Source organism: Microbacterium testaceum StLB037, from assembly GCF_000202635.1.
In the GTDB taxonomy this organism is placed as follows: Bacteria; Actinomycetota; Actinomycetes; order Actinomycetales; family Microbacteriaceae; genus Microbacterium; species Microbacterium testaceum_F.
On the sequence record NC_015125.1, the window covers coordinates 2712515 to 2738432 of the forward strand.

The 25918-nt window shown below is 72.3% G+C and carries 29 protein-coding genes and 1 pseudogene; 14 read left to right on the forward strand and 16 right to left on the reverse strand.

Annotated elements, in window-relative coordinates; translation table 11 throughout:
* Nucleotides 1–64 precede the first annotated feature (64 nt).
* Both MTES_RS12300 and MTES_RS12305 read left to right on the forward strand, forming a co-directional pair.
* Complete coding sequence (locus MTES_RS12300; RefSeq protein WP_419865647.1) at nucleotides 65–529, forward strand: MogA/MoaB family molybdenum cofactor biosynthesis protein; 465 nt, start codon at nucleotides 65–67, stop codon at nucleotides 527–529.
* On the forward strand, nucleotides 526–954 hold the full coding sequence (locus tag MTES_RS12305) for a molybdenum cofactor biosynthesis protein MoaE (protein ID WP_013585587.1): 429 nt from the start codon (nucleotides 526–528) through the stop codon (nucleotides 952–954). The genes MTES_RS12300 and MTES_RS12305 overlap by 4 nt, the downstream gene beginning before the upstream one ends.
* Nucleotides 955–1054: 100 nt before the next feature.
* Here the strand turns inward: MTES_RS12305 and MTES_RS12310 are convergent, their stop codons facing one another.
* The 5 genes and pseudogenes from MTES_RS12310 to moaA form a co-directional block, all read right to left on the reverse strand.
* Nucleotides 1055–1291, reverse strand: a complete 237-nt coding sequence (locus MTES_RS12310) for a MoaD/ThiS family protein (protein ID WP_013585588.1) — start codon at nucleotides 1289–1291, stop codon at nucleotides 1055–1057.
* A 107-nt stretch (nucleotides 1292–1398) separates the two neighbouring features.
* A pseudogene (moaC, locus tag MTES_RS12315) lies at nucleotides 1399–1863 on the reverse strand (cyclic pyranopterin monophosphate synthase MoaC); the annotation flags it as partial.
* Nucleotides 1860–3083 carry a gephyrin-like molybdotransferase Glp gene (gene glp, locus MTES_RS12320; protein WP_013585590.1) on the reverse strand — a complete coding sequence of 408 codons (1224 nt, stop codon included), beginning with the start codon at nucleotides 3081–3083 and terminating at the stop codon, nucleotides 1860–1862. The gene glp and the pseudogene moaC, both read right to left, overlap by 4 nt.
* Before the next feature lie 43 nt (nucleotides 3084–3126).
* Nucleotides 3127–3897, reverse strand: coding sequence for a HesA/MoeB/ThiF family protein (locus MTES_RS12325; protein ID WP_013585591.1), 771 nt, complete (start codon nucleotides 3895–3897; stop codon nucleotides 3127–3129).
* Complete coding sequence (moaA, locus tag MTES_RS12330) at nucleotides 3894–5114, reverse strand: GTP 3',8-cyclase MoaA (protein WP_013585592.1); 1221 nt, start codon at nucleotides 5112–5114, stop codon at nucleotides 3894–3896. Before moaA ends, MTES_RS12325 begins: the two co-directional genes overlap by 4 nt.
* A 225-nt stretch (nucleotides 5115–5339) precedes the next feature.
* Between moaA and MTES_RS12335 the strand changes: the two genes are divergently transcribed.
* From MTES_RS12335 to MTES_RS12350, 4 genes are all read left to right on the forward strand, one after another.
* On the forward strand, nucleotides 5340–5735 hold the full coding sequence (locus MTES_RS12335; RefSeq protein WP_013585593.1) for a TOBE domain-containing protein: 396 nt from the start codon (nucleotides 5340–5342) through the stop codon (nucleotides 5733–5735).
* Nucleotides 5736–5963: 228 nt separating this feature from the next.
* The gene (modA, locus tag MTES_RS12340; protein WP_013585594.1) at nucleotides 5964–6722 is read left to right on the forward strand and encodes a molybdate ABC transporter substrate-binding protein; all 759 of its coding nucleotides are present in this window, start codon (nucleotides 5964–5966) and stop codon (nucleotides 6720–6722) included.
* A complete protein-coding gene (modB, locus tag MTES_RS12345; RefSeq protein ID WP_043361403.1) occupies nucleotides 6719–7498 on the forward strand; it encodes a molybdate ABC transporter permease subunit in 780 nt (259 codons plus the stop codon). The genes modA and modB overlap by 4 nt, the downstream gene beginning before the upstream one ends.
* A complete protein-coding gene (locus MTES_RS12350; RefSeq protein ID WP_013585596.1) occupies nucleotides 7495–8568 on the forward strand; it encodes an ATP-binding cassette domain-containing protein in 1074 nt (357 codons plus the stop codon). Before modB ends, MTES_RS12350 begins: the two co-directional genes overlap by 4 nt.
* Nucleotides 8569–8719: 151 nt before the next feature.
* Here the strand turns inward: MTES_RS12350 and MTES_RS12355 are convergent, their stop codons facing one another.
* The 5 genes from MTES_RS12355 to MTES_RS12375 form a co-directional block, all read right to left on the reverse strand.
* Complete coding sequence (locus MTES_RS12355; protein WP_013585597.1) at nucleotides 8720–10081, reverse strand: FUSC family protein; 1362 nt, start codon at nucleotides 10079–10081, stop codon at nucleotides 8720–8722.
* Between the two features lie 46 nt (nucleotides 10082–10127).
* Complete coding sequence (gene cydC, locus MTES_RS12360) at nucleotides 10128–11822, reverse strand: thiol reductant ABC exporter subunit CydC (protein WP_013585598.1); 1695 nt, start codon at nucleotides 11820–11822, stop codon at nucleotides 10128–10130.
* Entirely contained in the window at nucleotides 11819–13678 is a 1860-nt protein-coding gene (gene cydD, locus MTES_RS12365; protein ID WP_050901868.1) for a thiol reductant ABC exporter subunit CydD, read from the reverse strand. The genes cydC and cydD overlap by 4 nt, the downstream gene beginning before the upstream one ends.
* Before the next feature lie 81 nt (nucleotides 13679–13759).
* The gene (gene cydB / locus MTES_RS12370; RefSeq protein WP_043361406.1) at nucleotides 13760–14791 is read right to left on the reverse strand and encodes a cytochrome d ubiquinol oxidase subunit II; all 1032 of its coding nucleotides are present in this window, start codon (nucleotides 14789–14791) and stop codon (nucleotides 13760–13762) included.
* 20 nt (nucleotides 14792–14811) lie between these two features.
* Nucleotides 14812–16254 carry a cytochrome ubiquinol oxidase subunit I gene (locus MTES_RS12375; protein WP_013585601.1) on the reverse strand — a complete coding sequence of 481 codons (1443 nt, stop codon included), beginning with the start codon at nucleotides 16252–16254 and terminating at the stop codon, nucleotides 14812–14814.
* A gap of 133 nt (nucleotides 16255–16387) precedes the next feature.
* On the opposite strand from MTES_RS12375, the gene MTES_RS12380 reads away from it, so the two are divergent.
* On the forward strand, nucleotides 16388–16939 hold the full coding sequence (locus MTES_RS12380; protein WP_013585602.1) for a PadR family transcriptional regulator: 552 nt from the start codon (nucleotides 16388–16390) through the stop codon (nucleotides 16937–16939).
* Nucleotides 16940–17038: 99 nt separating this feature from the next.
* Complete coding sequence (locus tag MTES_RS12385) at nucleotides 17039–17314, forward strand: hypothetical protein (RefSeq protein ID WP_013585603.1); 276 nt, start codon at nucleotides 17039–17041, stop codon at nucleotides 17312–17314.
* Nucleotides 17315–17318: 4 nt separating this feature from the next.
* On the opposite strand, the gene MTES_RS18940 is transcribed toward MTES_RS12385, so the two are convergent.
* Together MTES_RS18940 and MTES_RS12395 are read right to left on the reverse strand one after the other, a co-directional pair.
* On the reverse strand, nucleotides 17319–17660 hold the full coding sequence (locus MTES_RS18940; RefSeq protein ID WP_013585604.1) for a heavy-metal-associated domain-containing protein: 342 nt from the start codon (nucleotides 17658–17660) through the stop codon (nucleotides 17319–17321).
* A gap of 10 nt (nucleotides 17661–17670) precedes the next feature.
* Nucleotides 17671–17952 (reverse strand): metal-sensitive transcriptional regulator, encoded by a 282-nt coding sequence (locus MTES_RS12395; RefSeq protein ID WP_013585605.1) that lies wholly within the window; start codon nucleotides 17950–17952, stop codon nucleotides 17671–17673.
* A gap of 230 nt (nucleotides 17953–18182) precedes the next feature.
* Here MTES_RS12395 and MTES_RS12400 point away from each other — a divergent pair, with 230 nt between their 5' ends.
* Nucleotides 18183–18545, forward strand: coding sequence for a hypothetical protein (locus MTES_RS12400; RefSeq protein WP_013585606.1), 363 nt, complete (start codon nucleotides 18183–18185; stop codon nucleotides 18543–18545).
* Here MTES_RS12400 and MTES_RS12405 read toward each other — a convergent pair.
* Together MTES_RS12405 and MTES_RS12410 are read right to left on the reverse strand one after the other, a co-directional pair.
* Entirely contained in the window at nucleotides 18526–19221 is a 696-nt protein-coding gene (locus MTES_RS12405; protein WP_013585607.1) for an ABC transporter ATP-binding protein, read from the reverse strand. The genes MTES_RS12400 and MTES_RS12405 overlap by 20 nt on opposite strands.
* Nucleotides 19218–20279, reverse strand: coding sequence for an ABC transporter permease (locus MTES_RS12410; RefSeq protein ID WP_013585608.1), 1062 nt, complete (start codon nucleotides 20277–20279; stop codon nucleotides 19218–19220). Before MTES_RS12410 ends, MTES_RS12405 begins: the two co-directional genes overlap by 4 nt.
* A gap of 147 nt (nucleotides 20280–20426) precedes the next feature.
* On the opposite strand from MTES_RS12410, the gene MTES_RS12415 reads away from it, so the two are divergent.
* From MTES_RS12415 to gnd, 3 genes are all read left to right on the forward strand, one after another.
* The gene (locus MTES_RS12415) at nucleotides 20427–21593 is read left to right on the forward strand and encodes a sensor histidine kinase (protein ID WP_043361408.1); all 1167 of its coding nucleotides are present in this window, start codon (nucleotides 20427–20429) and stop codon (nucleotides 21591–21593) included.
* Nucleotides 21590–22210, forward strand: coding sequence for a response regulator (locus tag MTES_RS12420; protein WP_013585610.1), 621 nt, complete (start codon nucleotides 21590–21592; stop codon nucleotides 22208–22210). Before MTES_RS12415 ends, MTES_RS12420 begins: the two co-directional genes overlap by 4 nt.
* 106 nt (nucleotides 22211–22316) lie before the next feature.
* Nucleotides 22317–23393, forward strand: coding sequence for a phosphogluconate dehydrogenase (NAD(+)-dependent, decarboxylating) (gene gnd / locus MTES_RS12425; RefSeq protein ID WP_231848078.1), 1077 nt, complete (start codon nucleotides 22317–22319; stop codon nucleotides 23391–23393).
* A 3-nt stretch (nucleotides 23394–23396) separates the two neighbouring features.
* On the opposite strand, the gene MTES_RS12430 is transcribed toward gnd, so the two are convergent.
* Nucleotides 23397–23957: a glutamate-1-semialdehyde aminotransferase gene (locus MTES_RS12430; RefSeq protein ID WP_013585612.1), complete on the reverse strand. Its 561-nt coding sequence runs from the start codon at nucleotides 23955–23957 to the stop codon at nucleotides 23397–23399.
* A gap of 180 nt (nucleotides 23958–24137) precedes the next feature.
* On the opposite strand from MTES_RS12430, the gene MTES_RS12435 reads away from it, so the two are divergent.
* Both MTES_RS12435 and yiaA read left to right on the forward strand, forming a co-directional pair.
* The gene (locus tag MTES_RS12435) at nucleotides 24138–24701 is read left to right on the forward strand and encodes a ribonuclease H family protein (RefSeq protein WP_013585613.1); all 564 of its coding nucleotides are present in this window, start codon (nucleotides 24138–24140) and stop codon (nucleotides 24699–24701) included.
* 142 nt (nucleotides 24702–24843) lie between these two features.
* Nucleotides 24844–25317 carry an inner membrane protein YiaA gene (gene yiaA, locus MTES_RS12440; RefSeq protein WP_013585614.1) on the forward strand — a complete coding sequence of 158 codons (474 nt, stop codon included), beginning with the start codon at nucleotides 24844–24846 and terminating at the stop codon, nucleotides 25315–25317.
* Between the two features lie 15 nt (nucleotides 25318–25332).
* Here yiaA and MTES_RS12445 read toward each other — a convergent pair whose 3' ends face one another.
* A complete protein-coding gene (locus tag MTES_RS12445; protein WP_013585615.1) occupies nucleotides 25333–25890 on the reverse strand; it encodes a GNAT family N-acetyltransferase in 558 nt (185 codons plus the stop codon).
* Between the last annotated feature and the right edge of the window lie 28 nt (nucleotides 25891–25918).

The following is a 25918-nucleotide window of genomic DNA, read 5'->3' on the forward strand; positions in this document are numbered from 1 at the left end:
GCTCAGCGCGCGGCGGACCTCCCCACCCGACGCCTAGGCTGATCCCGTGCCGCATGTCGCCCGCGTGATCACCGTCTCCGACCGTTCCGCCGCCGGGCTGCGCGAAGACCGCGGTGGCCCACTCGCCGTCTCGCTGCTGCGCGACGCCGGCTTCGACTGCGCCGACGCGATCGTCGTGCCCGATGGAGCCGAGAGCGTGCAGGCTGCCCTCCGCTCCGCGGTCGCGGCCGGACCGGGACTGATCGTCACCACCGGCGGCACCGGCATCGCCCCGCGCGACCGCACGCCCGAGGGAACGGCGCGGGTGCTGGATCGCGAGCTCCCCGGGATCGCCGAGGAGCTGCGTCGGCGGGGGCTCGCCGACACCCCGCTGTCGATCATCTCGCGGGGGCTCGCCGGGATCGTCGACCCCGGGACCTTGATCGTCAACCTTCCCGGATCGACGGGGGCGGTGGCATCCGGGATCTCGGTGATCGTCGAGATCGCCCCCCACGTGCTCGACCAACTCGCCGGAGGAGACCACGCATGAGCGCCGTCCGCATCGCGCGCCTGTCCGAGGAGCCGCTCGACCTCGATGCGCACCTGCGTGCCGTGGAGGATTCCTCGTCGGGGGCCGTGACGACCTTCGTCGGTCGTGTGCGCAACACCGATCCGGATGCCGCCGACGCGGTCATCGCGCTCGAGTACAGCGCGCATCCCGACGCGCCCGCCGCGCTGGAGCGCATCGCCTCCGCGGCCGCCGAGGGCACGGACGCGATCGTCGCCGTCAGTCACCGCGTGGGCCGGCTCGACGTGGGGGAGGCCGCGGTCGTGATCGCCGTGGCATCCGGCCACCGGGCCGAGGCGTTCGAGGTCTGTCGCCGCGTGATCGAGACGATCAAGACCGACCTGCCCGTGTGGAAGCGTCAGGTCGAAGCCGATGGGACGACGCAGTGGAAGGGGCTCGGGGGGTAGCGCTGGCGGATCTCGGAGATTCGCGATTTCCTCGCAGGATTGCGGCTAGTTCCTGCGAGATTCGCGAAACACTGCGAGAACGCAGCTGTGGCGGTGCCGGTCAGCCGCCCGCGAACGGCGGAAGCACGTCCACGTGCGTGACGCCGGCGAGCGGCGCGTCGTCGTCGTGACGGGTGCCGTCCAGGAGCACGGCGCAGCGATCCAGGATGCCCCCGAGCGCGGGGTGGTCGGCGACGACCGCGGCGCGCAGGACGGCGAGGGACGGTTCCGAGCGTTCCTCGACGTCGGTGCCCGCAGCCTCGGCGGCGGCGGCGAAGTAGCGGACGCGGACGCTCACGCGGAGGCTCCGGCAGCGGCGGATCCGGACGCGCTCTCCTCGGGCGCCGTTCCGGTCTCGGATGCGCGGAGCCCGGCCGCGTCGGGCCCGCCCGCGTCGGGCTCGCCCGGCCGGCTCCATTCGCCCGACTTGCCGCCGGTCTTCGAAACGATGCGGACGTTCTCGATGAACGTGCCCTTGTCCATGCCCTTCACCATGTCGACGATCGCGAGGGCCGCGACCGAGACGCTCGTGAGCGCCTCCATCTCGACGCCGGTGCGGTCGGCGGTGCCGACGGTCGCCTCGATCTCGACGCCGTCGTCGGTGAGCGCGAGGTCCACCGAGGCGCGGTGCACGCCGATGACGTGGGCGAGGGGGAGGAGCGCGGGCGTCGACTTGGCGGCCTGGATGCCGGCGATGCGCGCCACGGCCAGCACGTCGCCCTTGGGGGCGGTGCCGTCGCGCAGGGCCGCGACGACCTCGGGCGCGCAGCGCACGAAGCCGCGCGCGGTCGCGGTGCGGACCGTGGGCTGCTTGAGCGTGACGTCGACCATGCGGGCGTGGCCCGCGGCATCCAGGTGCGTGAAGGTCATGGAATCAGCATGACATCGAGCGGGTCGCCCACGGACACGGTGGACACCTCGGCGGGAACGATCGCGAAGGCCTCGGCGCGCGCGAGGGACGCGGCGAGGTGCGAGCCCGAGCCTCCCGCGGTGGCGGCGCGGACGGTGCCCGCGACGAGGTCGATCGTGGCGGGGAGGTATTGCCGGCGCCCGGGCGGGGTCGTCCAGGCCTCGGATGCCGTGAGTCGGGCGATCCGTCGATCGATCACCGCGCGCCCCTGCAGGGCGAGCAGCGCGGGCCGCACGAACACCTCGAAGGACACGGCGACGCTCACCGGGTTGCCGGGGAGGCCGAAGACGAGCCGGCCGTCGGGGAGGACGCCGAATGCCTGCGGTTTGCCGGGTTGCATCGCGACCTTCTCGAAGGCGATGCGGTCCGACAGGGCGAGGCGCACCGGCTCGTAGGCTCCGGCGCTGACGCCGCCGGTGAAGACGACGACGTCGGCGCGGGTGGCCCGCGAGAGCACGGCGTCGATTCCCGCGGGGTCGTCGCCGACGCGGTCGACGAGCTCGAGGTCGGCGTCGGCTCCGTCCACGAGCGCGGCGAGCAGGGTGGCGTTCGAGTCGGGGGTCTGTCCGCGAGACGGAGCGGTGCCCGGGGCGACGAGCTCGCTGCCGGTGGACACGACGGCCACCCGCGGGCGGCGCGTCACGGTGACGGTGTCGACTCCCGAAGCGGCTGCGGCGGCGAGGGCGAACGGGCCGAGGCGCTCGCCCGGCGAGAGGACGACGTCGCCCGCGCGGGTGTCGCCGCCGCGATGGCGGATGAAGGCACCCGTGCCCGCGGGGGAACGAAGCACGTCGACGGTGTCGAGCGAGTCGGCGAGGCCTCCGGCGGTGTCCTCGAAGGGGACGATCGCGTCGGCGTCGGCGGGAACGGCGGCTCCCGTCATGATCCGCGCGGCCTCGCCGGGCGCGAGCGCCGGGTCGTCGGCGGTACCGGCCGGCAGATCGGCGATCACCCGCAGGGTCACCGGGTGCTCGGCATCCGCCCCCTCGACGTCGGCGAAGCGCACCGCGAAGCCGTCCATGGAGGAGTTGTCGAACCCGGGGAGGTCGTGTGCGGCGAGGACGGGCTCGGCGAGGGTGCGGCCGGAGGCGTCGGCGAGGGCGACGGACTCGGCCGGGAGCAGCGCGACGGCGGCGAGCACGCGGTCGCGGTGCTCTTCGACGGTGAGCAGCGGGTTCATGGAGTCCTCCGGATGCCGGGATGGGAGGGGGCGCGGCGGGCGTTCATGCGCGCGCCGCCGGAGCGAGAGGGATCACGTCCTGGCGGGCGCGCAGCGCGTCGATCACGACGAGGCGACCGAGCAGCGGTTCACCCGCGCCGGTGACGAGCTTGATCGCCTCGGTCGCGAGCAGCCCGCCCACCTGGACGCAGAGGGACCCGAGAACGCCGACCTGGGCGCACGTCGGCGGTTCTCCGGCGGAACCCGGCGGAAAGAGGTCCCCCAGCACGACCGGCGCGTGGTCATCGGGCGGGTTCGACCAGAAGACCGTCACCTGCGCCGACCACTCCTGCACAGCGCCCCAGACGAGGGGGATACCCAGATCCTCGGCTGCGGCGGCGACGGCCTCGCGGGTGTCGAAGGTGTCGCTGCCGTCGATGACGAGATCGGCGTCGGCGAGCAGCTCGCGGGCATTGTCGGAGGTCAGCCGTACGGTGCGTTCATGAACCACGGTGACGGGGGAGAGATCACGCACGGCGCGGGCGGCGGATGCCGTCTTGGCGGTGCCGATGTCGTCGACGCGGTGCAGGAGCTGTCGTTGCAGGTTCGTGCGCTCGACGACGTCGTCGTCGATGATGGTCAGCTCGCCGATCCCGGCCGCCGCGAGGGCGAGCAGCACGGGGGAGCCCAGGCCCCCGGCGCCGACCACGGCGATGCGCGCCGCGGCGAGCCGCCGTTGCCCCTCCTCGCCGATGCCGGCGAGCACCGCGTGGCGGGCCGTGCGGATGAGCTCCTCCGGGGCGAGGGATGCCACCGGCTCGACGATCGGCTTCATCCGCCGATCGCGCTCATCGTGCGCTCGGGCTGGACGAAGTCGGCACGCGCGAGTCCGACGCGGTCGGAGCCGTGGGCGCGGGGCTTGGCCCACATGGCATCCCGCCAGATCTGGGCGAGTCCCTCGTCGTCGGCTCCGTCGCGGAGGGCCGTGAGGAGATCCGTCTCCTCGTGCGAGAAGAGGCACGAGCGGATTCGTCCGTCGGCGGTGACGCGCGTGCGCGAGCAGGCGGCGCAGAACGGCTCGGTGACCGAGGAGATGATGCCGACGTGTCCGACGACGGCGGCCTCGCCGGGTCGGCGGACCTCCCACCGCTCGGCGGGGGCGGCGCCACGGCCGCGCGGGTCGGCGGTCAGAGTGAACGCTTCCTCGATCGCGGTGCGGATGTCACGCGCCGGGATGACGTTCGTCGCGCTCCACGAGCGGTCGCCGTCGAGGGGCATGTCCTCGATGAAGCGCATCTCGAAGCCGTTCGACACGGCCCAGTCGACCAGGGGTACGACCTCGGTGTCGTTGATGCCGCGGAGCAGCACCGCGTTGATCTTGATGGGGCCGAGACCCGCCGCGCGCGCGGCCTGGAGCCCGGCCAGCACCTTGTCGAGGTGCGGGCGACGGGTGAGCTCGGCGAAGGTCTCGGGGTGGAGGGTGTCGAGCGAGACGTTCACGCGGTTGAGGCCGGCGTCCTTCAGGGCCTGCGCGCGGCGGTCGAGGCCGACCGCGTTCGTCGTGAGGGAGATCGGAAGGTCGGGATTGTCGGCGCGGATGCCGGCGATGATGTGCTCGAGGTCCTTGCGGACGAGGGGCTCGCCGCCGGTGATGCGCAGCTCCTCCGCACCGAGGGAGTGCACGGCGACGCGCACGATACGCCGGATCTCGTCGGCGCTCATCAGTTGCGCCTGCGGGAGCCACGGCATCCCGTCGGCCGGCATGCAGTACGTGCAGCGCAGGTTGCACTTGTCGATGACCGAGACGCGCAGGTCGGTCGCTACGCGGCCGAAGCGGTCGAGGAGCCCGCCGCTCTGCGGGGCGCCGGTCGCGCGGACGGCGCCGGGCTCGCGGGCGGGGTGGATTCCGTCGGTAGGAGTCGCGCTCCGTGCGAGGGCGGGGCGGGGGCCGCCCGTGGTCCGGATCGCGCCCAGCTCGCTGCGCGCGGTCACGGTGACGCCGAGGGGAACGGCGACCGGACCCTGCGTCGCGCGCGCGTGCTCGGCATCCATGGGTCGAGCCTAGGTCAGCGGGGAGGAGGGGAGGGCCTCGGCGAGGGATGAGGAGCGGGGAGCGCGGCGGGCCGGTGGTGCGCACGCTGGCGCGGGGGGAGATCCGGGGAGCGGAGGGCCGTGCTGAGCCGGGGCGTGCTCCCGTCCGAGGATCTCCTCCCGCGCCGGCGCCCGCGCCTGCGCCGGCGCCGAACGGCGCGCACGACCGCGCGGTACGGTCGTCGCATGCCGAACACCTTTCGCATCTCGGCCGCCGCCCGGCTGCTCGGCGTGAGCGACGACACGGTCCGACGCTGGATCGATCAGGGCGTGCTGCCGACGACCGGGGCATCTCCTGTCGAGATCCCGGGTGCGGCCCTCGCTGAGCGGGCCGTGGCCCTCGCGGACGAGCCCGACGACCCCACGGGCGTCGCCTCCAGTGCGCGCAACCGCTTCGTCGGCATCGTCACGCGGGTGCAGATCGATGGGGTCATGGCTCAGGTCGATCTGCAATGCGGGCCGCACCGCGTGGTGTCGCTCATGTCGGCGGAGGCCGCCGAAGAGCTCGCACTCGAGCCGGGCGCTCTCGCCGTGGCGTCGATGAAGGCGACGGTCGTGACGGTGGAGGCTCCGCGCGGCTGACTCGCCGCGGGCGAAACTCCTGAATTTCGCCGTTGCGGGGGCGCTGCGGGGCGGAGTGGATGCCACTTCTCGACGACTTCTCAGGAGTTCGGCCCGCGGATGAACCGACCCGCGCCGCGGCGAACCGGACTCGGGGGCCGGAGAGGGCGGTAAGCGGATATATTCGAGGTAATTATCCGCGAATGCGGATCTACGTCGACCGGCGCGTGACGCCGTGAAGGAACTCCCATGCGCCGTCCCCTCCGTCTCGCCGGTGTCTTCGCCGTCGCCGCCCTGCTCGCCGCCTGCGCCAGCCCGTCCCCTCAGCCTGCGGCATCCGCGGATCAGCTGGGCGGGACGCTCGAGGTCTACGCCGCCGCGTCCCTGCAGCGCTCCTTCGACGAGATCGCGACGGCATTCGAGGCCGCGCACCCGGGCGTCACGGTGGCCCCGGTCTACGACGGGTCGAGCACGCTCGCGACCCAGATCGGCGAGGGTGCTCCGGCCGACGTGTTCGCCTCGGCCGACGAGAAGAACATGTCGAAAGTGGCCGCGCAGGCCCCCGATCCGCGCATCTTCGCGGCCAACACGCTCGTGATCGCGGTGCCCGCCGGCAATCCCGGGGGTGTCAAGACGCTCGCAGACCTCTCCCGCGTGACGACGGTGCTGTGCGCCCCCGAGGTCCCGTGCGGAGCGGCATCCCAGACGCTGCTGTCGAACGCCGGGGTGACGGTGAGCCCCGCGAGTTCGGAGCAGAACGTCACCGCGGTGCTGACGAAGGTGGCGGCCGGAGAGGCCGACGCGGGGCTCGTCTACGCGACCGACGTCGTGGGCCGCGACGACGTCGAGAAGATCGTGCCCGACGGAGCCGACGCCGTGGTCAACCGCTACCCGATCGCGGCCCTCTCGGGCGCACCGAACCCCGACGCGGCGGCGGCGTTCGTCGCCTTCGTGCTGTCGGAGGACGGCCAGCGCATCCTCGCCGACGCGGGCTTCCGGGCGCCGTGAGGGCGGCGGGGTACGTCCCCCGCTGGCTGATCCTGCCGGCGGCGGTCGGGCTGCTCTTCCTCCTCGTGCCGTTGACGGCCCTCATCGCCCGCGTCGAGTGGGCGACGCTGATCTCGGAGGTGACTTCGGATGCCGCGCTCTCGGCGCTCGGCCTGTCGCTGTCCACGGGGGCCGCCGCCACCGTGCTGTGCGCGCTCGTCGGCATCCCGCTCGCCCTCGTGATCGCCCGGAGTCCCGCGCGGGTCGCCGCGCTGCTGCGGGCGCTGGTGACCGTGCCCCTCGTTCTGCCGCCGATGGTCGGGGGCGTCGCGCTGCTCTACCTGTTCGGTCGCAACGGATGGTTCGGCGCTCTCGGGCTGCCGTTCACGACGCCGGCCGTCGTGCTCGCGCAGGTGTTCGTCGCGCTGCCGTTCCTCGTGCTCGCGGTCGAGGGGGCCCTCCGCAGCACCGGTGTGGAGTTCGAGCGCGCCGCGGCCTCCCTCGGCGCCTCGCGCGCGACCATCCTCCGACGGGTGACGTTGCCGCTCGCCGCCCCCGGCATCGTCGCGGGGGTCGTGCTCTGCTTCGCCCGCGCGATCGGGGAGTTCGGGGCGACCGCCCTCTTCGCCGGCAACCGGCCCGGCGTGACGCAGACCATGCCGCTCGCGATATACACGGCGTTCAACGGCGCCGGGGTCTCGCAGGGGACGGCGGTGGCGCTCTCCCTGCTGCTGCTCGTCACGGCGGTCGCGGTGCTGCTGCTCGTGCGCGGATGGCGTCCGGGGGTGGGTCGGTGAGCGAGCCGTCCACCGCCCCGGACGCCCCCGCGATCCCGGATGCCGCCGCCCTCCGCGCCCGCATCATCGTGCGTCGGCGCGACTTCGCCGTCGACATCGCGCTCGAGGCCGCGGCCGGCGAAACCGTCGCCGTGATGGGCCGCAGCGGAGCCGGCAAGTCGACGCTCCTCGGCGCGCTCGCCGGACTCACCCCGCTCGACGGGGGAGAGATCGTGCTCGACGGACGCCTCCTCGACCGGGCTCCGCGCGTGCGCACCGCCCCGATGAAGCGCGGGATCGTCCTGCTCGGACAGGACGCGCGCCTGTTCCCGCACCTCACCGCGCGCGAGAACGTCGCGTTCGGTCCGCGTGCGGCCGGGGTCCCGGCATCCCTCGCTCGTTCGTCCGCGGATGAGTGGCTGGCCCGAGTCGGTCTTCGCGGGGCCGGAGATCGCCGGCCCGCGCAGCTTTCCGGCGGCGAGCAGCAGCGGGTCGCCGTGGCCCGCGCGCTCGCCGCGGAGCCGCGGGTGGTGCTGCTGGACGAGCCTCTCGTCGCGCTCGACGCGGTGACGGCGTCGGAGATCCGCGCGATGCTGCGCGAGCGTCTCGCCGGCGTCACGACGATCGCGGTCACGCATGACGCGGTCGACGCCGCCGCCCTCGCGGACCGACTCGTCATCGTGGAGCGCGGCCGCGTGACGCAGGCGGGGCCGGTGCGCGAGGTGCTCGCGGCGCCGACGACCGCCGTCGCCGCCGCCATCGCCGGTCTCGAACGCCTCGAGGGCGTCGCTCGCCGCGGCGGTTGGGAGAGCGCGGGGATGCGCCTGGAGTCGACGGATGTCGCCTCCCTCGCGCTCGCCGCCACGGACGGGGTTCCGCTGGCCGCCGTGTTCCGCGCCGCCGACGTGCGCCTGGGAGAGGGATGCCCGGCGACCGTGCGGGGTCTCGAACCGACGCCGACCGGCGTCCGGATCGTGACGGACCGGGGCGCCGCGGAAGTGTCTCCGAGCGAGGCGACGGCGATCCGCGTGGGGGACGTGGTGCTCGTGCGCGTCGCCCCGGATCGGGTGCGGTTCGTCGCGGCATCCTGAATCCGCGCCTGCCGCAAACGCCGGGGCGCCGCCGCGGAGCCTGGCGCGCGCTTCGGGGCGTCGCCTCGGTCGAGTGTCCGAAACACCCGGACGCTCCGCGAAAGCGCTCGGGTGTTTCGGACAGCGAGGGAGGCCGTGCGGCCCCGCGCCCTCAGCCCGATTCGACCGCTCGTCGGAGCGCGGGACCCAGGTCGTCGGGCGACCGCAACGCGCGGCGAGCCTCGCCGACCGCCCGACGCAGAGCACCCGGGCCGGGCGTCGGGGCGGCGACGGCTCGCGCCGCGAGCAGGTGCGCATCGCTCGCCCACGTCGCCGCGCGCGGCGGAGGGCGACGCACCAGGGCGAGCACGCGCCCGGCGTCGGTCAGCGCGGCGACCGACCGATCGAGTTCGCGCAGCGCACCGCGCAGCCGCGCGTCGACGGCGTGCGCTTCGGCCGGCTCCGCCGCGGTGAGGCGGTCCGACACGGCGGCGAGCACTCCGCTCAGGCGCGATCGCACGACGTCGGTGGTGCGCACCGGATACACGAGGGCGACCGCGAGCAGCCCGATCGCGACGCCCACGGCGATCTCGATCAGGCGCTGCCCGATGAGCGGGCTGGGCTGGCCCGTGAGGCGTTCGAGCAGCGTCAACGCGACCGTCACGCCGAAGGCCCACGCCGCGTAACCGACCTCACGGAACAGGATGCCGATCCCGATCGCCGCGAGCGCCAGAGCCACGAGGAGGCCACCGTCGGTCGGCAGGATCCCCGCGGGGAGGAGGGCCACCAGCGACCCCATCGCGGCGCCGACCAGGCGATGCACGCCGGTGCGGATGGCATCCGCCCGGCCCCGGGGGAGGTACGCGACGATGACCGTGCTGAGCACGACCCAGGGCCAGTGCCCGCCGAAGACCGTGCCGTCGATCACGAAGGCCGCCGTGAGGGCGACGCCGAGCTGGAGGGCGGACCGCGCGGAGGCGGAGGGGCGCAGGCGGCTCGGCGTCGACGCCTCGGGACGTGCGGGGCTCGTCGGCTCGAGGATGAGTCCCAGACGGCGCGCGGTCACCTGCACCACCGTCACCACCGTCCACGCCAGCACGGCGATCCCGATCGGCGCCACGACGGCGACGAAGGTTCCCCGGTCCGCTTCCGCCCCCGCGGGCAGGAACAGCACCGCGAGGAACGGAGTCGCCACGAGCGAACCGATCCGACGCCAGAGCGGACCGCGCCCCCGCAACGCGACCGCGGACACGAGGACCACGACGTAGACGACCGCGCCGATCCCCGGACTCGCGCGCAGGAGGGCGCCGAGGGCCACCCCCGCGAGGCCGATCACGGGCAGGACGAGGAGAGCCTCGAGCCGGCCTCGCCGATCCCGCTCCAGCTGGCTGCGGCTGAGCGAGGCGGTCAGGGCGATGCCCAGAATGACCGCGGCCGGCTCGGGGAGGATCGCGAGGATCACCGCCACCACGATCGCGACGGCGATCAGGGCGAGGGCACCTCGCCCGAGGCGGGCCTGCCATCCGTCGCGCACGCGCTCACGGTAGGGAGGGAGCCTTTGAGCGCGCCGTGACGAGCGCTCAGGACCGCGACGACGCGACGATCCGCCCGTCCTCCATCCGCACCTCGCGGTCCACGAGTCCCGCCGGCACCTCGACGTGCGACACGAGAACCACGGCTCGCTCGCGATCGACCGCACCCAGCAGATCGTGGAGGAGGGCCTCGGATGCCGCCGGGTCCACGCCCGCGGTCGGCTCGTCGAGCACGAGCACCGGGAACCCGCGCAGGAGCGCCCGGGCGAGGGCGAGACGCTGCGCCTGGCCGCCCGAGACGAGGACGCCCCGGTCGCCGACGCGGGCGTCGAGGCCGCCGCGCTCGCGGACCCACCCGTCGAGCCCGACCCGCGCGAGCACCGCCCACAGGTCGCCGTCGGTGGCGGAGTCCCGCGCGAAGAGCAGGTTCTGCCGCACCGACTCGTCGAAGAGGAACGGCGCCTGCTCGATGAGCCCGACCGTCCGGCGGAGGTCGTCGCCGGAGAGGTCCCGCGCTTCGACGCCGCCGACCGTGTACGACCCCGCGTAGTCGAGGAAGCGCACGAGCACGTGCGCGAGCGTCGTCTTGCCCGCGCCGCTCGGTCCGGTGACGAGCACCCGCTCGCCCGGGCCGACGCGTAGATCGACGTCGTCGAGGCGTCCGGCGTCGCCGTCGGTGTCGCTGCGGGCGGGCCAGTGCGCGGCCACGCCGCGCAGCACCAGACCGTCGCCGAGCGAGGGGCCGACACCGGTGGGCGCGGGGTCCTCCCGCGGCAGGCCGTCGGGGATGCTCTCGGGCACCGCGTCGGCGATCCGCTCGGCGGCGGCGCGCACCTGGCGCCAGGATGCCAGGGCGAGAGGAACCGGCCCGAACACCTCGAACACCGCCATCGGCAGCAGCACGACGACCGCCAGCCCCGGGCCCGAGAGGGTTCCGCCGGTGACTCCCGGGGCCGCGACCGCCAGGGCGAGGAGTGAGGCGGCGCCGGCGAGCACCGAGACCGTGCCGGAGGTGAGGCCCTGGGCGACACCGCGGCGCACCAACGCCCGGCGCAGAGCGGCGTCGGCCGAACGGATGCGCTCGCGCGCGGCATCCAGAGCCCCGTAGGCGGTCAGCACATCGAGGTTCGTCAGAAGGTCGTGCACCGCGTCCGCGACCGCGGCGCGCAGCGGTGCGACCGAGCGTTCGGCGCGCGCGCCCGCGACCCACCCGACCGCGACGGCCACTGCGAACGCGACGACGAGGCACCCGAGGAGCACGAGGGCGGCGGGCCACGAGATGAACGCCGTGAACACGACGGCGGCGAGCGAGGTCAGCACGGCGGACGAGAGGGGGAGGACCACGCGGAGGGGAAGGTTCTGCAACTCCTCGACGTCGTCGACCACGCTCGACAGCAGACCGCCGCGCTCCGCGCGTCCGAGCCCGTCCGGGGCGAGGGGCACGAGCTCTCGGACGAGGTCCGCACGCACTCCGGCGAGCTGGTGCAGCGCGGCGTCGTGGCTGGTCAGCCGCTCGAGATAGCGGAAGACCCCGCGCGACAGCGCGAAGGCCCGCACGCCGACGACCGCCGCGGACAGATACATCACCAGCGGCTGCTCCGCCGCCCGCGCGATGAGCCACGCGCTCGCCGCGAGGAGCGCGACGGCGCTGAGCGCCGTGCCGAAGCCCGAGAGCACCGCGGGGGCGAACCGCCGACGCGAGGGCATCGCGGAGCGCAGGATGCCGCGCACCCGGGCGTTCACGAGCGCCCCTCCCCGTGTCCAGGTGCGGGGCGGAGGTGGCTGAGCTCGTCGAAGCCTCCGGTCCCTTCGACAGGCTCAGGGACCTCGCGCACGGGCTCAGGGGCCTCCCGTGCGGGGCGGAGGTGGCTGAGCTCGTCGAAGCCTCCGGTCCCTTCGACAGGCTCAGGGACCTCGGGTGCGGGCTCGGCGACCTCGCGCGGGGGCTCAGGGACCTCGCGCACGGGCTCAGGGACCTCGGGTGCGGGCTCCGAGGCCTCGGGCCGCAGCACCACCACGCGATCCGCGATCGACCGTGCGGACGGGCGGTGCGACACGAGCAGCACGCCGCGGCCGGCGTCGGCCTCGCGGCGCAGCGTCGCCCACAGGTGCGCCTCGGTCGTGGCATCCAGCGCACTCGAGGGCTCGTCGAGCACCAGCACCGGGGCTCCCGCGACTCGGGCCCGGTACAGCGCCCGCGCCACCGCCACGCGCTGCGCCTGACCGCCCGAGAGGCCCGACCCGCCCGCGCCGAGCGGGGTGGCGGGGTCGATGTCGGCCGCGCCCGCGTCGGCGAGGGCGGTGGCGATCGCGGCGGGATCCGCGGGAGACCCGAGCGAGACGTTGTCGTGCACGGTCCCCGAGACGAGTCCGGGTCGCTGTCCGGCCCAGGCTGCGGCGGCGCGCGCGTGAGGCACGGCGACCCCGTCGACCCGCACCTCTCCGTCGTGCGCCGCGTATCCGAGCAGCGCGGCGATCAGCGACGACTTGCCGACGCCGCTGGGGCCGGTCACAAGCACCACCTCGCCGGGTCCGACCGAGAGCGACACCCGCGGCATCCGGTGCTCTTCGCGGTCCACGCGCACCTCGTGCAGCGCCACCGTCGATCCGGTCGCCGGGGTCTCGGCATCCGGGACAGGCGTCTTCCGCGCCGCGTCGAGGGCGTCGAAGATCTCGCCCGTCGCCGCCACCCCCTCCGACGCCGCGTGGAACTGCACGCCGACCTGGCGCAGCGGAAGGTACGCCTCGGGGGCGAGCAGCAGCACGAACAGTCCGACGAGCAGCGACAGGTCGCCGGCGAGCAGGCGGAATCCGATCGTGACCGCGATGATCGCGACCGAGATGGATGCCAGGAACTCCAGCGCGAAACCCGACAGGAACGACACGCGCAGCACCGTCATCGTCTCGCGCTTGTAGTCGCGCGTGACGGTCTCGATCGTGTCGGCCGCGCGGTGCTGACGTCCGAACGCCTTGAGCGTGCCGAGGCCCTCGACGGTGTCCGAGAAGCGTGCGGCGAGCCGGCCCAGAGTGCGGTACTGCTTCTGCTGCACGGACCGGGTGGCGAGTCCGATCAGCACCATGAAGATCGGGATGAGCGGGATCGTCAGCACGACGATCAGGCCCGAGAGCGGATCGGCGAGGGCGATCGCACCGATGAGGATGGGCATCGTGATCGCGGTCGCGACGAGCTGGGGCAGGTAGCGACCGAAGTAGGCGTCGAGCGCCTCGAGGCCGTGTCCCGCGGTCGTTGCGAGGGTCGCGGTGTTGCGACCGGCGAGCCAGCGGGGTCCGAGCCGCGCCACCGCGGCGACGACCTTCTCGCGCAGCTGCAGCGAGGCGACGGCCGCTCCCCGCGCCGACACGCGCTCCGAGGCGACGATCAGCAGCCCGCGGACGAGGACCAGGGATGCCGCGACCCCGACGTGCGCCCAGAGTTCCGCCGGCGGGCGCCCGCTGATCGCGCCGACGAGCGCCGAGGTCAGGGCCCACGCGAAGCCGACGATCACGCCGGTCTGCGCCAGGACGATCGCGGCGGTGACGACGAGGAACCCGCGCGCGGCCGTCGCGTAGCGGACGAGCCGCGGGTCCACGGGACGCATCTTCTCGGCTCCCACGTCATTCACGACAACGATCCTTTCAGACGGCTCGCCCCGCTCCACGGGGGAGCGGGGCGACCGGCGTCAGTGGGCGACGAGCGCGGCCTTCTCGATGCGGGCGCGCGTGACGCGCTTGCGGAACACCCAGTACGTCCAGCCCTGGTACGCCAGCACGAGCGGGAGGAAGATCAGCGCCGCCCAGCTCATGATCGTCAGCGTGTAGTCGGTGCTGGAGGCGTTCTCGATCGTCAGGCCCGATCCCGCCTCGAGGGTCGAGGGCATGACGTTCGGGAAGAGGGCGAAGAACAGAGCCGCCACCGCCGTGACGATCGTGATGGCGCCGAGCGTGAAGGCGGTGCCCTCGCGGTCGCGCAGGTTCGCCACCCACGAGCCGATCAGGGCGAGCGCCGCGATCCCCGAGAAGGCCACGACCCCCATCAGGAGCGGTGCCTGGTTGTTCGCCGCCTGGATGATCGTCCAGACAAGGAACAGCGCCGCGGCGACGATGGTCGCCAGGCCCGAGGTCTTGGCGAGCTTGCGTGCGTCCGTCCGCACCTGCCCGTCCGTCTTCAGCGCCACGAAGTACACGCCGTGGGTGAAGAACAGCAGCAGGGTCACCAGTCCGCCCAGGATGCCGTAGGGATTGAGCAGCGTGAACAGGCTGCCGACGTACTCGTGATCGGCATCCAGGGGCACGCCCTGCACGATGTTGGCGAACGCGACCCCCCAGAGGAAGGCGGGGACGGCGGAGCCGATGACGATCATGCGGTCGATGCCGCGCTTCCACTTCAGCGAGTCGCGCTGGTGGCGGTACTCGAACGACACGCCCCGGGCGATCAGGGCCAGCAGGATCAGCAGCAGCGGCAGGTAGAACCCGCTGAAGAGGGTGGCGTACCACTCGGGGAAGGAGGCGAACAGGGCCGCGCCCGCGACGATGACCCACGTCTCGTTGAGGTCCCACACGGGGCCGATGGTGTTGATGATCTGCCGGCGAGCGATGTCGTCCTTGCCGAGGAACGGCAGCGACATCCCGACGCCGAAGTCGAACCCGTCGAGCACGAAGTAGCCGATGAAGAGGAATCCGACGATCCAGAACCAGAGGTAGGCGAGATCCATGATGTTCTCCTTGGGCCGATTCAGTAGACGGTGGTCGGGGTGTTCTCGACGGTGTCGGGCTCCCGCGGCGCGTTCGGATCCGGCAGCGGGTCCGGTCCCTTCTGCGCGTACTTCTTGATGAGTCCGAACTCCACCACCGCGAGGCTCGCGTAGGTGAGTGTGAAGGCGATGAGCGAGACGAGCACGCTCCAGCCCGGGACGCTGGGGGAGACGCCGTCCTGCGTGAGCATGAGGCCGAAGACGATCCACGGCTGCCGGCCCATCTCCGTGAAGACCCAGCCCACGAGGCTCGCGATCATCGGCAGGGGAGCCGCCCAGATCGCCACGCGCCACATCCACTGCTTCACCGGGCGGGTGGCCTTCTTACGCGTGACCCAGAGACCCACCGCGCTGATGAGGGCCGTGAGGCCGCCGAGGGCGATCATCCAGCGGAAGGCCCAGTAGGTGACCCACAGCACGGGCGCGAAGTTCCCGTCCACCTGGTCGGCGAACTGCGGGAACATCTGCTGGCTGTACATCGTGTTCAGGTCGTTGATGCCTTCGACGCAACCGTCGAGGGAGTGCGTCGACAGGATGCTGAGGAGGAAGGGCACGCGGATCGAGAACAGCTCGCTCGTGCCGTCGGGGGTGCCCAGCGTGAAGATCGAGAACGAGGCATCCTGTCCGCAGACGGTGTTGAAGGTCGCCTCCGCCGCCGCCATCTTCATCGGCTGGGTCGCGACCATCACCAGGCTCAGCTGGTCACCGGCGATCGCGACGAGCACGAAGGACACGATCGCCGACCACAGGCCGAAGCGGAGGGTCGTGCGCATCATCTCGACGTTGCGTCCGCGGGCGAGGTGCCAGGCGGAGATCGAGGCGACGATCATGGCCGCGAACATCCAGCCCGAGAAGATCGTGTGCGGGAAGGCCGCGAGCGCCACGGGGTTGGTGAGCATCGCCCAGAAGTCGACGAGCTCGGCGCGGTGGCCGTCGGCGGCCATCTGGTAGCCGACCGGGTTCTGCATGAACGCGTTGGCGGCGATGATGAAGTACGCCGAGAACGTCGCGCCGAGGGTTGCCATCCAGATGCTCGCGAGGTGGGCGAGGCGGGGGAGTTTGTCCCAGCCGAAGATCCACAGGCCGATGAACGTGGCCTCGAGGAAGAAGGCCAGGAGCCCCTCGAACGCGAGCGGGGCGCCGAAGACGTCGCCGACGAAGCGGGAGTAGGCCGACCAGTTCATGCCGAACTGGAATTCCTGCACGATGCCGGTGACGACGCCCATCGCGAAGTTGATGAGGAAGATCTTCCCGAAGAACCGGGTGAGGTGCAGCCACTTCACGTCCCCGGTGCGGTACCAGACGGTCTGGAAGATCGCCACGACGAGCGACATCCCGAGCGTCAGAGGCACGAAGAGGAAGTGGTAAAGGGTCGTCAACCCGAACTGCCAGCGGGCGAGAGCAAGGGGGTCGAGCCACTCCACGAGGAGCCTCCGATCAAGGTGTGCTATGTGGTCAGACCACATGCTACGCCGCGCCGCATCGCGTCATTCCGCGTTGATTCGGCGTCGAACCATATACTCGGAAAGTCATTTCTCGTGCGTGTTCGGAGAGTCCATGTCGGTGCGTCAGAGCCTGCTCGCGATCCTCGACCACGGCGCCTGTTACGGCTCCCAGCTGCGCGCCGAGTACATCCGTCGCACGGGTGCCTCCGTCAACGTCGGGCAGGTGTACACGACCCTCGAGCGGCTCGAGCGCGACGGGCTCGTCGCCAACGACGGCGTGGACGACGACGGTCGAGTCCTGTGGAGCGTGACGCCCGCGGGACGCACCGAGGCTCGGGCCTGGCTGCAGTCGGCCTCCGTGGCCGACGGTCGCGACGAGGTCGCCCTGCGCATCGGCCTGGCGGTCACCCTGCCGGGGGCCGACGTCCGCGGCATCCTGTCGGCGCAGCGCGCGGGCGTCCGGGCTGCGCTGTCGGAGGAGGCTCGCCGCTCCGGGGGAGAGGACGTGGTGGGCGTCGCGGTCGTCGCGGCGGCGCGGCGCGCGCGCCTCGAGGCCGAGCTGCGCTGGCTCGACGAGGTGGAGCGGATGACGATCGGCCGTGCGGGCATCGCGATCTCCGAGGAGCGTCCGCGTCGGGGTCGGCCGGCGCGCGCGACGCTGTGAAAGTGGCTAGCCGGGCATAGGCGTTTCGTCAAGGGTCGCGCGGCGCAGAACTTCAGGGCGCAGGGTGAGAACACACCCGGACGACCTCAGGAGTCTCACATGGTCATGGAAGCACCGCTCAGCCGTTCGGGTCACGTCGTCGCCGCGAAGGCGGCCGCGAATTCGGCGCCCGTGGCCCCGATCGAGATCCCGTGGACGCGCATCGACATCGACCTCTACGAGGTCGCGCGCGACGGCTACATCGTCGGATACGTCGAGGTCGTCGGCTCCGTCTTCGTCGCGCTCGGCGGCACGCGCTACGACCGCGCGGTGGAGGTCGCCCAGCTGCTGACGTTCCACGCCGCCGTCGAGGCGGTCCTGCACCGCGCCGCGTGACGGCTCAGCGCACGAGCGTGTAGCCGGCCTCGTCGATCGCCGCCGCGATCTCGTCGTCGTCGACGGGCCGCGAGGTCGTGAAGCGCACGAGCGACGCGTCGCCGACGCGAAGGTCGACGTCGACCACGGCGACGCCCTCGAGGGCGTTCAGTTCCTCGGTCACCGCGCGCACGCAGTGGGCGCACGTCATGCCCTCGACGCTCAGCGTCGACGTCTCCGACGTGGTCGTGTCCGCCGTGACGGCAGGAGTTCCGGATGCCGCGGACCCGCACCCGCAGGATCCGTCGGCGCAGCCGCCACCCGTCGGTGCGGCGGTGAGCCCGAGCTCGATGCGCTGTTCGGTCATGCGTGTCTCCTTACGAACGGACCAGGCGAGCGATCGCCTGGTTGGCTTCCTTGAGCTTCTCTTCGGCGACCGGGCCGCCCTGTGCCGCGGCCTCGGCCACGCAGTGCGACAGATGGTCGTCGAGGAGCGAGAGGGCGACGTTCTCGAGCGCCTTCGTGACGGCGGACACCTGCGTGAGGATGTCGATGCAGTACTGGTCGTCGTCGACCATCCGCGCGATGCCGCGGACCTGGCCCTCCGCGCGACGTAGACGCTTGAGCAGGTCGTCTTTGTGGCCCACGTATCCGTGCATGCATCGATGATACCCCCGTGGGGTATACCTAGCACCGACTTCGGGCCTGTCAACCCCCTCGGAATTCTCGGGTCGCGGACGGATGGTCGAGACATCAGGAGGTCGACATGTTCTCTCGTCGCACCGGTGGTGGTCAGCGATGACCGCCGACCCCTTCCCCACCGGCCCCCATCGCCCCGTGCGCATCCCGCACCTGCCCCCGCTGCGCTCGCAGCGGCGAGAATCGAAGGATGACGCGAACACTGGCAGCGCTTCCGGGCGCCGCCCGGAGGCTGTGCCTCAGCCGAAGGAACGGGGAGATCTGCACCCGTGAGGACGGCCACCGCGGCCTTCACCACCGCACGGGCGGGCGCCTGCTGTGGAGTGACCTGCAGGCCGACCCGCCGGAGTGCGCCGCGGCCGGGACCCCCGCCGAAGCCGCTCCTCTCCTGGACGACGGCTTTCCCGGCGGGCGTTCCGTCTGCCCCGTCTGCTGGGCGTTCGTCGACCGCGACGGCGACGGCCTGATCGAGCCCCACGACTCGTGGCGGGGAGACGAGTCGCGCGGTGAGGCCGACCGCCGTCGCGAGTGGTTCAACGCGTACGGGTGGTGACGAGCGCCGCGCGTCCGTCGACGACCTCGACCGTCTCATCCAGCGCCCCCGCGTGCACGAGGTCGTGCGTCACGAGGAGGGTCGCGGTGCCGCGCTCGTGCGTCAGCCGTGAGATCAGCGCCATGATCTCCGCCCCCCGCGCACTGTCCAACGCGCTCGTCGGCTCGTCGACCAGCAGGACGCGCGGCTCGTGCACGAGCGCCCGGGCGATCGCGACCCTCTGGCGCTGCCCTCCCGACAGCTGAGCGGGGCGGCGATCGCCGAACGTGCCCAGGCCGACGGCATCCAGTAGTTCGTCGACGCGACCGCGCACAGCGGCGCGCCGCTCGCGACGGCCCCGTCCCCCCAGCTCCGCCATCACGCGCAGCTGCTCGCGGGCGGTGAGAGAGGGAAGCAGCTGCGGCTGCTGGAAAACGATGCCGATCCGCTCGCGTCGCAGCGCCGTGCGTCCCGCGGCGTCGAGGTCCGTGGCATCCACCCCGTCGATGATCACCCGGCCGGAGTCCGGGCGGACGAGGGTCGCGGCGAGCGCGAGCAGGCTCGATTTTCCCGAACCCGAGGGGCCGGTGATACCGGTGACCACGCCCCGGCGCCCCTCGAGGGTGACGTGGTCGACGGCGGTGACGCGGGCGTCTCCGTCGGGGTACGTGAGGGTGACGTCGTCGAGAAGGATCATCGGGTGCTCCCGAGGGCGGTGAGGGGGTCGGACGAGGTGACGGTGCGCAGCGAGACGGCTGCGCCCAGGAGGCCGAGCGCGACCATGACTGCCGCGGGGGCGAGGGTGGTGAGGGGGCTCAGGACGAAAGGAAGCGCTCCTCCGGCGAGCGCCCCGAGCAGCGCCGTGAGGCCGATGCCGACGCCCACCCCGACGGCGAGGACGACCACCGCCTGACCGAGGGCGTCGCGGACGAGAGCGGGGGTGCTCGCCCCGAGGGCTTTCAGCACCGCGATGTCGGCCGAGCGCTGCATGGTCCAGACGGTGAAGAACGCGCCGACAACGAGGGCGGAGACGCCGAAGAGCATCGCGATCATCAGCGCGAGCGAACCGATCTCGGAGCGGAACGTCGACAGTGCCGTGAGACTCGACAGGGGAGTGGATGCCGCGGTGCCGGTGTCGGCGGCGACGGTGTCCCACGCGGGGGAGCCGGAGACGGCGAGCACGGTCGGTCGTCCCGTCCCGCCCAGACGCTCGTCGAGGGCGGCCCACGCGGTCGCGCTGAGCGTGACCACGGGAGTGTGGCTGTACCAGTCGTCGCCTCCGATCGCGGCGACCTGGTACGAGGAGCCCGCGATCGTGACCACGTCCCCGACCGCTGCGCCGAGGTCCTTGGCCGCTCCCACGGAGAGGTCGATCTCGTCGTCGCGGCGCGGAGCGGGGAAGCTGGTGCCGGCGTCGAGGCCGAAGAGGGCCACCGCGGTCGAGGCTCCGGGCCCCTCGGCACGCGTCTGAGCGATGCCGATGGGGGTGACCGCCTCGACGCCGGGGGCCGTGCGCCACGCGTCGACGGTGGCTTCATCGATCGCGGAGTCGGCGAACGTCGCCGCCGCCGCGCCCACCGGCTGCAGGACGAGCCGGTCGGCGGGGAGAGCGAGCACCGCCGAGACGTTCTGGGCGGCGAGGCCGCCGGTGAGGCCCGAGAGGAACCCGACGAGCAGGGTGATGAGGGCGACGACCGCCCCGATGAGGGCGAATCGCCCGCGGGCGAACCGCAGATCGCGCCATGCGACGTACACGTCGCCTCCTTCCGGCCGACGGGTTTCGCCGGCGTCCTTCCACCCTCGTCACCGGATGCCGCCGGGTCATCGCCGTCCCGGGCGAACCTCCCTTCCACCTTTCGGATGATCCGTCGGGGGCTCGGCATCCGTAGCCTGGATCGCGACATGTCTCATCGCCCTCTCGCCCCGGTGTTCGCGGGGCTGCGCATCGGGTTGCACGCGCTCTTCGCGGGCTTGCTCGTGCTGGTCGTCGTCCGGGTGCTCGTGACGGGCGCCGGAGCGGCCCCGATCGCCCTCACCGTCGCGCTCGGACTGGTCTACCTCGCGGGTGCGTGGGTCGCCCGTCGCGGGCGTTCGGGGGCCGGCATCGCGTGGGTGCTGGTGCTGACGGCGGTGTGGGCCGCGCTGGTCTGGCTGGTGCCCGAGGCGGCGTACCTCGTCTTTCCCCTCTTCTTCCTGTACCTGCACGTGCTGCCGAGGGTCGCCGGGCCCCTCGCCGTGGTCGCGACCACCGCCCTCACCATCGCCGCGTTCGCCGTGCACGGAGGACTCACCGTGGGCGGGGTCGTCGGGCCCGTCGTGGGTGCCGGCGTGGCCCTGCTGATCGGCCTCGGCTACGCCGCCCTCGAGCGCCGCGCCGCCGAGCGCGAGGAGCTGATGGCCGAGTTGCTGGCGACGCGCGACCGCCTGGCCGCGGCCGAGCGTGAACAGGGCACCCTCGCCGAGCGCGGGCGCCTCGCGCGCGAGATCCACGACACCGTCGCGCAGGGGCTGTCGAGCATCCAGATGCTGCTGTACGCCGCCGAGCGGGCGGATGCCACCGGCCCGGGCATCGCGCACATCCGGCTCGCCCGCCAGACCGCCGCCGACGGCCTCGCCGAGACGCGACGGTTCATCCGCGAGCTCGCGCCGCCCAGCCTGACCCAGGGCCTGGGACCGGCGCTGGAGCGCCTCGCCCGCAGCTGGGGAGAACACGCGGGGGTCGACGTCGAGGTCGACGTGCCGGACGAGGTCGAGCTGCCGATGGACGCGCAGACCGCGCTCCTCCGCATCGCGCAGGGCGCTCTCGCCAACGTCGCCCAGCACGCCGCCGCGACGCGCGTGCGCGTGGTGCTCACCGCGGCGGGGCACGCGGTGCGGCTCACCGTCGCCGACGACGGCCGCGGGTTCGATCCCGACGCCCCCGACGCGCGGGGTGGCGGCACCGACTCCTTCGGTCTGCGCGCGATGCGCGAGCGCGTCGACCAGCTCGACGGGACGATTGAGGTGACGAGCACGCCGGGGGCGGGCACCACCGTCGCCGTGACGCTGCCGAGCGGGGGCTCGCAGTGATCCGCGTCGTGATCGCCGACGATCACCCCGTCGTGCGGGCGGGGGTCCGTGCGCTCCTGGATGCCGAGGCCGACATCGAGGTGGTGGGCGAGGCCGCCACCCCCGACGAAGCCGTCGACCTCGCCGCGGCCCTCTCGCCCGAGCTCGTGCTGATGGACCTGCAGTTCGGCGACCGTGCCGCGGGCGCTCAGGCGACGCGCCGCGTCCGCGCCCTCGCCGCGCCGCCGTACGTGCTGATCCTCACCAACTACGACACCGACGGCGACATCCTGGGTGCCGTCGAGGCCGGCGCGAGCGGATACCTGCTCAAGGACGCGCCGCCGCACGAACTGCTCGCCGGGGTCCGTGCCGCCGCCGCCGGACACAGCGCGCTCGCCCCCGCCATTGCGGGGCGGCTCATGGCCCGTCTCCGCGAGCCCCGGATCAGCCTGTCCGCCCGCGAGATCGAGGTGCTGCGGCTCGTGGCGCGCGGCGCCTCCAACGCCGATGTCGCCGAGCGCCTGCACATCACGGACGCCACCGTGAAGTCGCACCTCGCCCACGTGTTCTCGAAGCTCGGCGTGACCTCGCGCACGGCGGCCGTCTCGACCGCGCGCTCCCTCGGCATCCTGAGGTGAGAACCGCCTCCGCGTCGGCTCGCAAGGCGGACCTCGCCGCGGCTTCGCGCTCCTAGACTCGCGGGTGGGACCGTCCCACGGCCCCGCGCACGATGAACAATCCACGATGAACGGGGATCCAATGCAACTCGCCATGGTCGGTCTCGGACGAATGGGCGCCAACATCGTCCGCAGGCTCATGAAGGACGGTCACGACTGCGTCGTCTTCGACGTGAATCAGGATGCCGTGGCCTCCCTCGTCGCTGAAGGGGCGACCGGAGCGACCAGCATCGCCGACCTCGCCTCGAAGCTCACCAAGCCCCGCGCCGTGTGGCTGATGATCCCCGCTGGTCTCACCGGCAGCGTCGTCGACCAGGTCGCCGAGGTCTTCGAGCCGGGCGACATCATCATCGACGGCGGCAACTCGAACTACCGCGACGACGTGCGTCGGGCCGCGAAGCTGAACGACTCCGGCATCCACTACGTCGACGTGGGGACGAGCGGCGGCGTCTTCGGCCTCGAGCGCGGATACTGCCTCATGGTCGGCGGCCATGACGAAGCCGTCGCGCACCTCGAGCCCGTGCTCCGCACGATCGCGCCGGGACCCGGAGAGGTCGAGCGCACGCCCGGCCGCACCGGCGACTACGCGACCGAGGAACGCGGCTACCTGCACTGCGGTCCCTCGGGAGCCGGTCACTTCGTGAAGATGGTCCACAACGGCATCGAGTACGGCATCATGGCCGCGCTCGCCGAGGGGCTCAACGTCCTCAACAACGCCGACGCGGGGCTGCACCAGGGCGAGCACTCCGCCGAGGTCGCGCCGCTGGAGGAGCCGGAGTTCTACCAGTTCGACATCGACACGGCTCGGGTGACCGAACTCTGGCGTCGCGGCTCCGTGATCTCGTCGTGGCTGCTCGATCTCACCGCCGCCGCGCTCGAGCAGAACCCCACGCTCGACGGCCTCGCCGGGCGCGTCTCGGACTCGGGCGAGGGCCGGTGGACCGTCAAGGCGGCGGTCGACACGGGTGTTCCGGTGCCGGTGCTCGCCGCGTCGCTGTTCGAGCGCTTCGCCTCGCGCGGCGAGGACCACTTCGCCAACCAGGTGTTGTCGGCGATGCGCCTGCAGTTCGGCGGTCACCAGGAGCTCCCCGCCGGCGACGTGCTCGAGGCCGGCTCGAAGAAGGCCGACAGCGGCAAGAGCTGAACGTCAGCGATCGAGCGTGATCGCGCAGATGTTCAGGCCCCCGCCGTCGTTCCAGACGTCCACGGCGGGGGCCACGCAGGTGCCGTTCTCCGCGGTCAGCAGGTTGATGGTGCTGCCCTCGTAGAGCGCGTAGGGGCCGACCGTACCCCGGACGGGCGTCGACGGGCCGGTCGTCGGCAGGTCGCCGACGGAGGACAGTTTCTCCATCAGCGGCTTGCTGGCCTCTTCGGTATAGAAGCTCGTCGCGCCGAAGTCGCGGCAGTTCGCGGTTCCACCGGCGCCGACCGGGAACCCGGTGCCCAGGCAGTAACCGCCGTCAGGCAACTCCGGGTACCCGCCGTTCGCCTCCTTGTACTTCGCGAACACCGCACGCCACTGGACGAGCAGTTCGGTGGCCTGGGTGTTGGACACCGTCGGGCCGGTCGAGGGTGCGGCATCCGACTCCGACGCCTGCGAGGTCAGGAACCACGCGGCGAACCCGACGGCACCGACGATGAGCACGACGGACACGATGATCGCGGTGAGCGCGCCGGGGTGGATGCGACGATCATGAGCAGAAGACATGGCGGTGCCTTTCTAGGGGCGGATCCGAGCGGAATACCGCTACAGGCTGGCATCCCGTCCCTTCGGTGACTCTCCTCCGCGCGACGCGGCCCGCCACAGATCGCCATCAGTTCACCTCGGACTTCACCCGAGGAACGTGGTGTGCGCGGAGGACGGAGGAAAACGGGACAAACTGGAGGGATGAGCACGCCTGCCCCCGCATCCGTCGATCGTTACGTCGTCGCCACCGACGGCGCCTGCAAGGGCAATCCCGGTCCGGCCGGGTGGGCGTGGGTCGGGGAGGACGGCCACTGGGCGGCCGGCTCGATCCCCGAGGGCACCAACAACATCGGTGAGCTCCTCGGACTCCTGCACGCCATCACCGATCACGCCGACGTGCGCGAGCTGGTCGTGCAGGCCGACTCCAAGTACGCGATCGACACGTACTCGTCGTGGATGGACGGTCACCGCCGCCGCGGCTGGGTCACGAGTGCCAAGAAGCCCGTCGCCAACCGCGGCATCCTCGAGGCGCTGATCGCCGCGCGTGACACGCGCCGGGCGGCCGGGCTTCCTGATGTGGTGCTCGAACACGTCCGCGGACACAGCGGGCACGTCCTGAACTCCTGGGCCGACGAGCGGGCCGTGCGTGCGTCTCAGCACGCCGCGAAGGGCGAAGAACTCATCTGGACGTCGCTGCGGGGCCTCGAGCGCCTGGACGTGGCCTCGCCGCCCGCGCGCGCGGCGGGTGATCGCGCGGGTCGCTGAGTCGCTTCGCCGGTCCCGGGTGACTTCGTACCCGGGACAGCATGATTCTTCGGGGCGCATGGCGTTTCAGGAATGTCTCCGTCGTTACAGTTCCTTTCCCGCGCCAGTCGCGGCGTGGGGCACTCGAAGGAGAGGACACGTCATGTCGGACCAGCACAGGCAGCAGGCTCTCGGTCGACCGACCGGAGCATTCGTCGGAGCCTCCTGGGTCGCGCTGGGGCTCGGAGCCTCGGTGTATTTCGTGGGGCTGTACAACGCGCAGATGACCCTCGCGGAGAAGGGTTTCTCCCTCGCCGTGTTCCTGCTGGGGCTCTTCGCAGCGATCTCGGTGCAGAAGGCGGTCCGCGACCGCGCCGAGGAGGTGCCGGTGACGGGCGCCTATCTCGGGGTGGCGTGGGGGATGCTGCTCGCCGCGCTCACCCTCATGGCCGTGGGGCTGTGGAACGCCGAACTCCTGCTGTCGGAGAAGGGCTTCTACGGCATCGGGTTTGCGATGAGCCTCTTCGCCGTCGTCGCGGTGCAGAAGAACGTCCGCGACCTGGCCGCCTACCGCGCGGTGCACCCCGATGCGGTCGTGACTCCCGAGCGAGCGCCCTTCGTCACGCCGCAGGGCTGAGGCGCATCGGGCGGCTCAGCGCGGCGATGGCCCGGCGGTGAAGTCGGGAACGAGCGTCCTGGACCCGGTCGCCCAGTCACGGCGGAGAATGCTGTAGCCCACGGATGCCACGGGCTCCGCACCGTCAATCGGCCACCCGTCACGGTAGTGGGCCTCTTGCACCCATCCGGATCGGACGAAGGTGCGGCGCATCGCCATGTTGTCCTCTCGCGTGGTGCCTTCGAACCGGCGCACGTTCGGGTAGGTATGGAAGAGGTGATCGGTGGCGGCGCGTAGCGCAGCGGTGCCGAGACCGCGGCCGCGATGGTGTTCCGCAAGCCGGAGGTCGAGCGTGGCCGTCGGGTCACGAAGGTCCTGCAGACGCACCAGACCGGCGTGAGGTTCGTGATCCGCCTCGACCCAGAACGTCTCCGTGTCGTCGTCGCCCCAGGCGTCTCCGTCGATGGCCTCGGCGATCTGCGCAGAAGTCGGGCGCGTGATGACGTGAAACGGGAACGCGTTCGACGAGAGGAAGGTCTCCAGGGCACGCCTGTCGATCCCACGAGCATCGACACGATGGAGGGCGACGATCATGACGACAGCGTAGGCATGTCCGACCGGC